Source organism: Mesorhizobium sp. M1A.F.Ca.IN.022.06.1.1 (assembly GCF_003952605.1).
Taxonomy (GTDB): Bacteria; Pseudomonadota; Alphaproteobacteria; order Rhizobiales; family Rhizobiaceae; genus Mesorhizobium.
On record NZ_CP034455.1, the window covers coordinates 6,004,591 to 6,015,932 of the forward strand.

Genomic DNA, 11,342 nt, shown 5'->3' on the forward strand with positions numbered 1-11,342 from the left:
AACCCAGAGCTCACCCTCAACTCAGATCGGGGCGAGCGCCTGCGCCTTGTGCGCCGCCTCGACCACCGCCAGTGCCGTCATGTTGACCACGCCGCGCGACGTCACAGAAGGGGTCAGGATGTGCGCGGGCTTGTCGGTGCCGAGCAGGATCGGCCCGACATGCAGCGCGTCCATCATGGCACGCAGCGCCGTCAGCGTGATGTTGGCCGAATCGAGGTTCGGGAACACCAGCAGATTGGCTTCCCCTTTCAGCCGCGAATGCGGGTAGACGCGCTGGCGCAGGTGCTCGGAAAGAGCCGAGTCGGCATGCATCTCGCCGTCGCACTGCAGCTCCGGCGCGATGCGGGCGAGGATGGCGGCGGCCTCGCGCATCTTGAGCGCGCCGGGCGAATCGCGCGAGCCGAAATCCGAATGCGACAGCAATGCTGCCTTCGGCTCGATGCCGAAGCGCTGGATTTCTTCCGCCGCCAGCACCGTCATCTCGGCTATCTCCTCCGCCGTCGGATCGACGGAGACATGGGTGTCGGTGAGGAAGATGATGCCGCGCTGCGAGATCAGCATCGACAGCGTCGAGAGATCGCGGTCCTTGATGCCGGGACGCGGCCCGATGATCAGCGTGACATTGCGCAGATGTCGCTCGAAGCGGCCTTCGAGCCCGCAAATCATCGCATCCGCATCGCCGCGCTTCAACGCAAGGGCGGCGATCACCGTGTTGTTGGTGCGCACCATGGTGCGGGCGGCTTCCGTCGTTATACCGCGGCGGCCGGCGAGTTCGATCAGCAGATCGACATAGTGCCGGTAGCGCGGATCGTCCTCCGGATTGATCAGGCCGAAATCGACGCCCGGCCGGATGCGCAGGCCGTAACGCTTCAGCCTGACTTCCACGACATGCGGACGGCCGATCAGTATCGGCTCGGCGATGCCTTCCTCCAGGACTACCTGTGCCGCCCGCAGCACGCGCTCGTCCTCGCCGTCGGCGTAGATGACGCGCTTGGCGCTGGCGGCCTTGGCCGAGGAGAACACCGGTTTCATCACCAGGCCGGAGCGGAAGACGAAGCGGTTGAGCTTGTCGACATAGGCCGCGAAATCGGAGATCGGCCGCGTCGCCACGCCGGTGTCGCAGGCGGCTCTCGCCACCGCCGGCGCGATGCGCAGGATGAGCCGCGGATCGAAGGGCGAGGGGATCAGGAAGTCCGGGCCGAAGACCGGCGTCTCGCCGGAATAGGCGCGGGCGGCGACGTCCGATGGCTCCTCGCGGGCCAGCGCCGCGATCGCTCTGACCGCGGCCATCTTCATCTCCTCGTTGATGGCGCTCGCCCCGCAATCCAGCGCGCCGCGGAAAATGTAAGGAAAGCAGAGCACGTTATTGACTTGATTGGGAAAATCGGAGCGCCCGGTGCAGATCATGGCGTCGGGCCGTGCCGCGCGCGCCACCTCAGGCATGATCTCCGGCGTCGGGTTGGCGAGCGCCAGGATCAGCGGCTTCGGCGCCATGTGCTGCAGGAGTTCTGGCTTCAGCACGCCTGCGGCGGAGAGGCCGAGAAAGACGTCGGCGCCGGGGATGACATCGGTCAGCGTGCGCGCCTGGGTGTCCTTCACATAAGGGTCTTTCCAGCGGTCCATCTCCTCGACCCGGCCTTTGTAGGCGACGCCGAAACGATCGGTGACCCAGATGTTTTCGACCTTGGCCCCGAGCGAGACCAAAAGGTTGAGGCAGGCGAGCGCTGCAGCGCCCGCGCCGGACGTGACGATCTTGATGTCGGAGATCGATTTGCCGGCGAATTCCAGCCCGTTGAGCACCGCGGCGGCGACGATGATTGCCGTGCCATGCTGGTCGTCATGGAAAACCGGAATGCCCATGCGGGCCTTCAGCCGTTCCTCGACCTCGAAGCATTCAGGCGCCTTGATGTCCTCGAGATTGATGCCGCCGAAGGTCGGCTCGAGCGCGGCCACCGTCTCGACCATGCGCTCGATCTCGGGAGCATCGATCTCGATGTCGAAGACGTCGATGCCGGCGAATTTCTTGAACAGCACCGCCTTGCCTTCCATCACCGGCTTGGAGGCGAGCGGGCCGATATTGCCCAGCCCAAGCACCGCCGAGCCGTTGGAGACAACGCCGACGAGGTTGGCGCGCGCCGTGTAGTCGGCGGCGGCCGCGGGATCGTCCCGGATCTCGAGACAAGGAGCGGCAACGCCCGGCGAATAGGCAAGCGCGAGATCCCGCTGGTTGCCCAGCGGCTTGGTCGCCTGGATCTCGAGCTTTCCCGGGGTGGGGTGCTTGTGAAAGAAGAGCGCGGCCTCATCGAGGTCCGATCGGGCCGTTTTCTTGCTCTCGCCGTCCATTCGCGGCCCTCCTGCGCTTCTTGCTTTCGAGCCTTTTAGCATGCAGCGGCGATTCTTCGCGACGCCAAATGTCGGCCCTGGCATTCACGATGCCGAGGCGAAGATAATCAATCCATTTCAGCCTGTTGGCTCGGAAACTTGCGGCGGATTGACGAAGCTCGTCAGAACGCACTGACGTAGAGGCCGCCGTCGACCGGGATGTTCTGTCCAGTGAGATAGCCGGCATGAACCGAGCACAGGAAGGTGCAGATCTGGCCGAACTCTTCCGGCGTGCCGAGGCGCTTTGCCGGTACGTCGGCGCTGATGCGGGCCTTGCGCGCGGCGGCCGCTGCCGGGTCTTCCGGCGTGCCGGCTTCATGCGGGCCACGCAACCGGTCGGTGTCGAGCTTGCCGGGCAACAGGCTGTTGATGGTGACGTTTCGGTCGATGACCGTGCGGGCCACGCCGGCAAGGAACGAGGTCAGGCCGGCGCGGGCGCCCGACGACAGGTCGAGGCCCGGGATCGGCACATAGACCGACAGCGATGTGATGTTGACGATGCGGCCGAAGCCGCGTTTGGCCATACCGTCGATGACCGCCTGGATCAGCTCGATCGGCGTCACCATGTTCTGCGTCACGCCTTCGAGGATTTTCGCGCGGTCGAGCTCGCGGAAATCGCGAAGCGGCGGGCCGCCATTGTTGTTGACCAGGATGTCGGGGGCGGGGCAGGCGGCAAGCAATGCCTTCTGCACTTCCGGCTTCGAGACGTCGCCGGCGATCTCGATCACCTCGACACCGAATTTTTCGCGGATTTCCTGCGCCGTCTTCGCCAACAGCTCGGCGTTGCGGCCGTTGATGACAAGGTCGACGCCGGCTTCGGCCAGCGCAATCGCGCAGCCGCGCCCCAGTCCCTTGCTCGAGGCGCAGACGATGGCCTTCTTGCCGCGAATGCCGAGATCCATGGTGATTTCTCCTTTTTCGAGGGCGGCAAGCTAGCGCCTAGGCTGGACCAACCGCAACCGTCATACGGTTGTTGCATGAATCGAGGCATAGCACGCCAAAGAAAGGTGGAAATCGCGATGTCCGGTCCAGAGCCCCGCACTTTTCGCACCATGTTCATTTCCGACGTGCATCTCGGCTCGAAGGCGGCCAAGGCCGATTTCCTGATCGATTTCCTGCGCCACCATGACGCCGATACCATCTACCTGGTCGGCGACATCGTTGACGGCTGGCGCCTGCGGCGCAGCTGGCATTGGCCGCAGAGCCATAACGACGTGGTGCAGAAGTTGCTGCGCAAGGCGCGCAAGGGCGCCTCGATCACCTACATCGCCGGCAACCACGACGAATTCGCCCGCCAGTTCCAGGGCGTGCATTTCGGCGGCATCGTCGTTGCCGACCGCGCCATTCATGAGACCGCCGACGGCAGGCGGCTTCTCGTCATCCATGGCGACCAGTTCGACACTGTGGTGCACAATCGGCGCTGGCTCGCTTACCTCGGCGACTACGCCTATGACACGGCAATGCTGGTCAATCGCCTCGTGACGAGACTGCGCCACCTGCTCGGCCTGCCTTACTGGTCGTTCTCTTCCTGGGCGAAGGTCAAGGTGAAGAAGGCGGTGAACTTCATCGGATCGTTCCAGACGGTGCTCTCCGAGGAAGCGCGGCGCTCGCATGTCGACGGCGTGATCTGCGGCCACATCCATCACGCCGCGATCGAAAGCTATGGCGACGTGCAATACATCAACACCGGGGACTGGGTGGAAAGCTGCACCGCGGTGGTCGAGCATTTCGACGGCCGCATGGAGATCCTGACCTGGGCGCATGTGCTGCCCGAAGTTGCGGCCGGCAAGGACGCGCCGGTGCTCGATCTCATAGATCTCAAGGGCAGGGCGGTCAAGGCTGCCTGAGCGCCTTTCCGGCTCCGAGGTTCCTTGTCTTTCAACAGCTTTGGCCAGATCGACTGGTCCAGGCGGTTCCGCCGCGCCTTGCCGCGTGATAGGGATCGAAACGCGTTGCGGGTCGTGGAATGCAGCGTAATTGGATCGATTCATGCCGCTGCCGCCGCTTTCGCCTGAGCAACTCGTCAAGCCAGCCCATTTCGAACTGCGCATGAGCCTGATCTTCGCGACATTGTTCGTGTCGCAGGGGACGCATCTGCCCTATTTTCCGCTCTGGCTGGAGGCGAAAGGCTTCCACGCCGAACAGATCGCAGTCATCCTGGCCGCGCCGATGTTCCTGCGCGTCGTGACGACGCCGATGCTCACCGCGTTTGCCGACCGGGCGAAGGACCGCGCCAATGTCTATATCGCGCTGGTCGCGGCGACGATGATCATTTCGGCCGGCTATTTCCTGCCGGCCACCTATGCGGGCATGCTGGCCATCTCGCTGTTGCTTTCGATCCCTTGGACGCCGCATTCGCCGATGGCCGATTCGCTGGCTCTGTCGGGCGTCCGCCGCTTCGGCTCCAACTACACCGCCATGCGCAAATGGGGTTCGATCTCCTATTTCTGCGCCAATATAGTCGGCGGCTTCATCCTGGCGGCCACCGGCCCGCAAGCAGTTCCGGCGATCATCTTTGTGGCCCTTGCCGCAGCGCTTGTCGCGGGTTTGTGGGCGCCGCGGATGGGCAAGCCTCGCAAGGCGTCGCCATTATCGGCGACCGACATTCAGCATTCGGCGCCAAGCCTCTTCAACGCCTATTTCCTCTATTTCACGCTGGGTGTCGGCATCATCACCGCCAGCCACGCCTTTCTTTACGGCTTCGTGTCGATCTACTGGAAGTCGATCGGCATCAGCGATTCCGTCGTCGGCCTGCTGTGGGCCTGGGGCGTGGTTGCCGAGGTCTGCATGTTCTTGTTCTTCAACCGCATTTTCGCCTCCGTTTCCGTCGTCAGGGTGATGGTGATCGCCGGCATCGGCTCGATCCTGCGATGGGTCGCCTTTCCGCTGGTCTGGCCGCTGGGCCTCGGCGTCGTCGGCTTCTTCGGCGTCCAGACGCTGCATGCGGTTTCGGTGGCGATGGTGCTGATCGGCCTGCAGAAGATGATCGGCGAAACGGTTTCCGAAGAGCGCACGGGCGCCGCGCAAGGCATCGCCTATTTCTTCAACGGCTTCTTCATGGCCGCGGTCACGCTGGTCTCCGGCCCGCTCTACGATCATCTTGGCGTCGACGGGTTCCTGGCGATGATCCCGATCGCGATCATCGGCCTCGCGCTGATCGGGCTTGCCGCGCGGTCAGCCCCACAGCGCCGGCTGAGGCGGTGAGACCAGCGAGCCCTGGTAGACGAGACCCGGTTCGCGGTCGTGCGCCAAGAGCAGCGGCCCGTCGAGGTCGACGAAATCGGCGCCTTGAGCCAAGAGCACTGCCGGCGCCATGGCGAGCGACGTGCCGACCATGCAGCCGACCATGATGCCGAAACCCAACTCGCGGGCACGGTCGCGAAGGATCAGCGCTTCGGTCATTCCACCAGTTTTGTCGAGCTTGATGTTGACGACGTCATAAAGGCCGACCAGCGCTTCGAGGTTCTTCGCCTCGTGCACGCTTTCGTCGGCGCAGATCGGCACGGGATGCGCGATTTCGCGCAAGATGCCATCACGGCCGGCCGGCAGCGGCTGCTCGATCAGCACTATGCCGTGCTCGGCTGCGAATGCGAGATTCTCGACGATGTTGTTATCGGTCCAGCCCTCGTTGGCATCGAGTATGATGCGGCTTTGCGGGGCGGCTTGCGTCACGGCGCGAATCCTTGCCGCGTCGTTGTCGCCGCCGATCTTGACCTTGAGCAGCGGCCGCGAGGCAGCGGCGCGGGCCTGCGCCGCCATCGCCTCAGGTTCGGCGAGCGACAGCGTGTAGGCGGTTTCGAGCGCCTTAGGCGAAACGACCCCGATCGCGTCCGCCACCGGCCTGGCGCCCAGCTTGGCTTCGAGATCCCACAAGGCGCAGTCGATGGCATTGCGGGCCGCTCCGGCCGGCATGGCCGCGAGCAAGGCGGTGCGGCCGATGCCGTCGATGATCTGGCCGCGCATCGCCTCGATTGCGGCGCGCACGCCTTCCATCGTCTCGCCGTAGCGCCTGTAGGGCACGCATTCGCCGCGCCCGACATGTCCGTTGTCGGCGATCGTCACGGTGATGACTTCGGCCTCGGTTTTCGATCCGCGCGATATGGTGAAGGTGCCCGCGATGGGGAATCGCTCCGCCTCGACCGAAATGACACGCGCCATATTTTTCTTCTCCGGCTGTGCGACCCGGTCTCCCGGCAAATCGACACGCCAGTCCCGTCACGTTAAACAGGACGCCATGTTGACCATCCGCAAACGCGACGCAAGCCGCACGCCCGCCGGTGATGCCAATCACCAGCCGCGCATTATCGTCGGCGAGGAAGGCGACGTAATCGGCTGCGCTTTCTCGGGTGTCTGGACGACGCGGACCGTGGCATCGGTCGATGCGGAGATGCGCAAGATCGAAAACCGCAACAGCGCCAAGAAGCTGATGCTCGACCTTTCCCAGATCGAGAAGATGGACACGGCCGGCGCCTGGCTGATCGATCGGCTGGCGAGCGCTTTCGAGAAGAAAGGCGTCGAAGTCCATGTGCAGGGGCAGAGCGAGATCGCCTCAATCCTGCTCGGCGCGGTGGGCGACGCGGTGCGTCGCGAACCCGAATCGGGGCCGGCCGGACCGCCCAACATCATCCTGCGCGCGCTGGAGCTGGTCGGCCGCCGCGTCTACGAGATGCGCGACGATTTTCTGGCCTCGATGAACATCCTCGGCGCCACCATCCGCGGCGCGCAGATGAAGCTCGGCCGCGGCCATGCCGTCAATCCGGCAGCAATCTTCAACCAGATCGACCGCATGGGCGTCGGCGCCATTCCCGTGGTGGTGCTGATGTCGGCCATCGTCGGCGCCATCGTCGCCCAGCAAGGCGCTTATCAGCTCAGCTATTTCGGTGCCGACATTTTCGTCGTCGACCTCGTCGGCGTGCTGATCCTGCGCGAACTTGGCGTGCTGATGACCGCGATCATGCTGGCCGGCCGCTCGGGCAGCGCCATCACCGCCGAGATCGGCTCGATGAAGATGCGCGAGGAGGTCGACGCGCTGAAGGTGATCGGGTTGAACCCGATCGGCGTGCTGGTGTTTCCGCGGCTCGTCGCCTTGGTGATTGCGCTGCCGTGCTTGACGATCATCGCGAATTTCGCCGCGCTCGGCGGCGGCATCATCGCCGCCTGGCTCTATTCCGACATTCCACCGGCGGCATTCATCGATCGGCTGCGGGTCGCCATCGACCTCAGCACCATTTTTGCCGGGCTGATCAAGGCGCCGTTCATGGCCATGATCATCGGCACCATCGCTTCGGTCGAGGGCATGAAGGTCGGCGGCAGCGCCGAATCGCTCGGCCAGCACGTGACCGCGTCGGTGGTGAAGTCGATCTTCGTCGTCATCATCCTCGACGGGCTTTTCGCCATGTTTTACGCATCGATCGGGTTTTGAGATGGCGGTTGCAAGCGGCAACGGGGTCAAGACGGCGCAGAACGCGGACCAGAGCGAGATCGTGCTTTCGGTCCGTGACGTCACCGTTGCCATCGAAGACAAGCTGATCCTCGATAAGCTTTCGCTCGATATCGAGCGCGGCGAGATCCTGGGCTTCGTCGGCGCCTCGGGCGCCGGCAAGTCGGTGTTGCTGCGCACCATCCTCGGGCTTATGCCGAAGCAATCGGGAACCATCAGGCTGTTCGGCGTCGACGTCGACAAGGCAAGCGAGATCGAGCGCCTGCGCATCGACATGCGGCTCGGCGTCCTGTTCCAGCACGGCGCGCTGTTTTCGGCGCTGACAGTGCTGGAAAACGTGCAGGTGCCGATGCGCGAGTATCTCGACCTGCCGAAGAAGCTGATGGACGAGCTCGCCATGCTCAAGGTCGAGCTGGTCGGGCTGCCGCCGGACGCAGCGCAGAAATTCCCTTCCGAGCTGTCGGGCGGCATGATCAAGCGCGCGGCGTTGGCTCGCGCGCTGGCGCTCGATCCGGACATCGTCTTCCTCGACGAGCCGACCTCGGGCCTCGATCCGATCAGCGCGGCCGAATTCGACGAATTGGTCGTCAAGCTGCGCGATACGATGGATTTGACTGTCTACATGGTCACGCACGACCTCGACACGCTGTTCACCGCCTGCGACCACGTGGCGGTGCTCGGTAAGAAGAGGGTGCTGGTCGAAGGCACGATCGACGACATGCTGAAAAGCGAGGAGCCGTGGGTAAAATCCTATTTCCGCGGAAAACGCGCCCGGCAACTTGATCTTGCGGCTCGCGCATAGCCATAAGTGAGGTAATGGAAACCAGAGCCAACTACGTCATTGTCGGCATTTTCACGCTGGCCGCGATCCTCGCGGCCTTCGCCTTCGTCTACTGGACGGCCGCGATCGGCGAGCGTGGCGAGACGACGCTGTTGCGCGTGCGCATCCCGGGCTCGGCTTCGGGCCTTGGCCGCGGCAGCTTCGTGCTGTTCAACGGCGTCAAGGTGGGCGACGTCAAACGGGTCTATATCGATGTCGACAACCCGACCGTCGCCATCGCCGACACCGAGATCGACCGCATGACGCCGATCACCAAGTCGACGCAGGCCGATATCGGGCTCGCCGGCCTCACCGGCCAGGCCAATATCGAGCTGAAAGGCGCCGATCCCAAGGAAGTGAAGCTGCTCGACCAGGCCGAGAAAGAAGGCAGGGTTCCGGAGATCGTCGCCAATCCGTCGGCCGTGACGAACCTGCTGCAGACGGCGCAGAACATCTTCACCCGTGCCGACAAGGTGCTTTCCGAGCTGGAAGGCTTCACCAAGGATGTTCGCGGACCGCTGACGCAGACAGTCAAGAACGTCGAGACCTTCTCCAACGCGCTGGCCAAGAATTCGGACGGCATCGATAAATTCCTGTCCGCCGTGAGCTCGCTTTCGGAGCAATTGCAAAATGTGTCGGGCCGACTCGACAGCACGCTGAAGGCGGCCGAGGGCCTGCTCAATTCGGTCGACAAGGACCGGATCAAGAGCATCGTCGCCAATGTCGACACGGTCACCGCGAACCTCAAGGAAACCAGCGGGCAGTTGGACGGCGTGCTGAAGAACGTCGATGCCGCGGTGGGGTCGGTCAACGACTTCGCCAAGCAGACGCAAGGGACGCTCGCCAAGGTCAACGGCGTTCTCGATGGGATAGATCCGGCGGATGTCCGTACGGCGCTCGCCAACATCCAGAAGGCAAGCGACAGCGCCAACAAGGCGGCCGCCGACATCGCCAAGGTCACCGACAAGATCGCCAACCGCTCCGACGACATCAACGATACGATCAAGAATGCCCGCCAGCTTGCGCAACGCCTCAACGACGCCTCCGTGCGCGTCGACGGAATTCTCGAGAAGGTCGACAAGCTTCTCGGGTCCGGTGAAGCCAATGGCGTAATGGCCGATGCTCGGGCGACGCTGAAGTCCTTCAAGCAGGTTGCCGATACGCTGAACTCTCGGCTGGGCACCATCGTCGACAATCTGTCGCGCTTCTCCGGCCAGGGGCTGCAGGATGTCGAGGCGCTGGTCCAGGCCAGCCGGCGCTCGATCAGCCGAATCGAGGAAGCGGTGACAGATCTCAGCCGCAACCCGCAGCGCATACTGACGGGCGGCGAGGGGGAGGTCCGTCAGTTTGACGGCAGGGCACGGCGTTGACTTCCGCTGCTGCGAACGCCAAGAACATGGATTGCAGCTGTAAGTTGATCGTCAGATCCGGGGACAGTGGGGATCGCGCGTGAAGTCAGTGAGAGGGTTGAAGTCCGTTGCTGCCGCGGCGCTCGTGTTCACGCTTGCAGGCTGCGCGGTACTGGGGGCAGGCCGGCGCCGCTCGACACGTTCGAGCTTTCCGCGCCTTCGCTCGACATGCGGGCCCACAGCCGCCGCCAGATCCTGATCGCCCAACCCTCGGCGTTGAAGGCGCTGGACAGCCAGAACATCGTGATCAGGCCGTCCGACCAGTCGATCCAGTTCCTCAAGGGCGCGCAATGGGCGGACCGCCTGCCGCTGATCGTGCAGGCAAGGCTCGCCGAGACTTTTCAGCGCTCCGGCAGCTTTGCCGGTGTCGGCAAGCCGGGCGAGGGTTTGGCGATCGACTACCAGATCATCGTCGAGGTGCGGTCCTTCGAAGTCCGGGTCAATGGCGGCGAACATGCCGATGTCGAGCTGTTCGTGCGCATCCTCAACGATCGCAATGGCGAGGTGCGCGCCTCGAAGGACTTCACGGCCAGCGCACCGGTCTCGGGCGGCGGAAATGCCGCTTATGTCGGTGCCCTGGACAACGCGTTCGGCCAAGCGGCGAAGGACATCGTCCGCTGGACCGATTCGGTGATCTGAACGAATGCGCGTGCCGGTGCGGTGCCACCCAGGCTACAAACACTCGAAGACGTCTGCCTGCAATTTTTCGGATTTCAACAGATGTTGCAGGGTGTAGGTCAGCGATAGCGCATCGTCGAGCGCGTCGTGTGCCCGCAACGGAGCGTGGTCGACGCCATAATAGTCCGCCAGCTTGTTGCTGGGTGTCCTCGCCAAATCTTCGATCGGCATCCCCGCCGCTAGCAGCAGCTTGACTGCATTGTCGAACCGGTTGGCTGGTATGGAAACGGGAATGCCGGCGACATAACAACTGATCGCGACCATGTTCAGCTCGTCCTTGCCCCAGGACCAAAAGCGCGCACCGTCGGAGAACCGGTCGATGTCGGCAAGAGCTTCTGCCAATCCGACTCCCTCGGTCTCCAGGGTTTCTTCAGTGATGCCGGTGAGCTGGGTGAAAAACGGATCAAGCGCGTATCCCCGGCCGAATCGGTCAATCGGTTGCACATAGGCGCGGTGCGTGCCTAATAGGGGAAACTCCCCCTCAAGTCCGAGCTTTACTGCGCCGACCTGGGCTATGACCGGATCGGGATCATGAGCCGCGCACCAAAATCTGCGTTGCGAGCCTTGGAGGCAAAGAAATTCGCAGTCGAAGATTATCGCTGTCTTCAAGGCC

General features: G+C 63.6%; 9 protein-coding genes and 1 pseudogene. 6 read left to right on the plus strand and 4 right to left on the minus strand.

The genetic code is table 11. The annotated features are described in order from the left end of the window. Positions 1-21 precede the first annotated feature (21 nt). Positions 22-2,343, minus strand: a complete 2,322-nt coding sequence (locus tag EJ078_RS28550) for an NADP-dependent malic enzyme (RefSeq protein ID WP_067328387.1) — start codon at positions 2,341-2,343, stop codon at positions 22-24. Between the two features lie 161 nt (positions 2,344-2,504). After that, entirely contained in the window at positions 2,505-3,284 is a 780-nt protein-coding gene (locus EJ078_RS28555; RefSeq protein WP_127403627.1) for an SDR family oxidoreductase, read from the minus strand. Between the two features lie 117 nt (positions 3,285-3,401). On the opposite strand from EJ078_RS28555, the gene EJ078_RS28560 reads away from it, so the two are divergent. Next, positions 3,402-4,229: a UDP-2,3-diacylglucosamine diphosphatase gene (locus tag EJ078_RS28560; RefSeq protein ID WP_127217192.1), complete on the plus strand. Its 828-nt coding sequence runs from the start codon at positions 3,402-3,404 to the stop codon at positions 4,227-4,229. Positions 4,230-4,371: 142 nt separating this feature from the next. Then, the gene (locus EJ078_RS28565) at positions 4,372-5,586 is read left to right on the plus strand and encodes an MFS transporter (RefSeq protein ID WP_127403628.1); all 1,215 of its coding nucleotides are present in this window, start codon (positions 4,372-4,374) and stop codon (positions 5,584-5,586) included. On the opposite strand, the gene dgcA is transcribed toward EJ078_RS28565, so the two are convergent. Next, the gene (gene dgcA, locus EJ078_RS28570; RefSeq protein WP_127217190.1) at positions 5,557-6,540 is read right to left on the minus strand and encodes an N-acetyl-D-Glu racemase DgcA; all 984 of its coding nucleotides are present in this window, start codon (positions 6,538-6,540) and stop codon (positions 5,557-5,559) included. The genes EJ078_RS28565 and dgcA overlap by 30 nt on opposite strands. 76 nt (positions 6,541-6,616) lie before the next feature. Here dgcA and EJ078_RS28575 point away from each other — a divergent pair, with 76 nt between their 5' ends. The 4 genes and pseudogenes from EJ078_RS28575 (at position 6,617) to EJ078_RS28590 (ending at position 10,690) form a co-directional block, all read left to right on the plus strand. Continuing rightward, positions 6,617-7,804, plus strand: coding sequence for an ABC transporter permease (locus EJ078_RS28575; RefSeq protein ID WP_067328401.1), 1,188 nt, complete (start codon positions 6,617-6,619; stop codon positions 7,802-7,804). Position 7,805: 1 nt separating this feature from the next. After that, a complete protein-coding gene (locus EJ078_RS28580; RefSeq protein ID WP_127217087.1) occupies positions 7,806-8,624 on the plus strand; it encodes an ABC transporter ATP-binding protein in 819 nt (272 codons plus the stop codon). Between the two features lie 14 nt (positions 8,625-8,638). Next, on the plus strand, positions 8,639-10,012 hold the full coding sequence (locus tag EJ078_RS28585; protein ID WP_095800813.1) for an MlaD family protein: 1,374 nt from the start codon (positions 8,639-8,641) through the stop codon (positions 10,010-10,012). Positions 10,013-10,100: 88 nt separating this feature from the next. Further along, positions 10,101-10,690: pseudogene (locus EJ078_RS28590) on the plus strand (ABC-type transport auxiliary lipoprotein family protein). A gap of 33 nt (positions 10,691-10,723) precedes the next feature. Here EJ078_RS28590 and EJ078_RS28595 read toward each other — a convergent pair. Next, complete coding sequence (locus EJ078_RS28595; protein WP_067328411.1) at positions 10,724-11,338, minus strand: 3'-5' exonuclease; 615 nt, start codon at positions 11,336-11,338, stop codon at positions 10,724-10,726. Positions 11,339-11,342 lie beyond the last annotated feature (4 nt).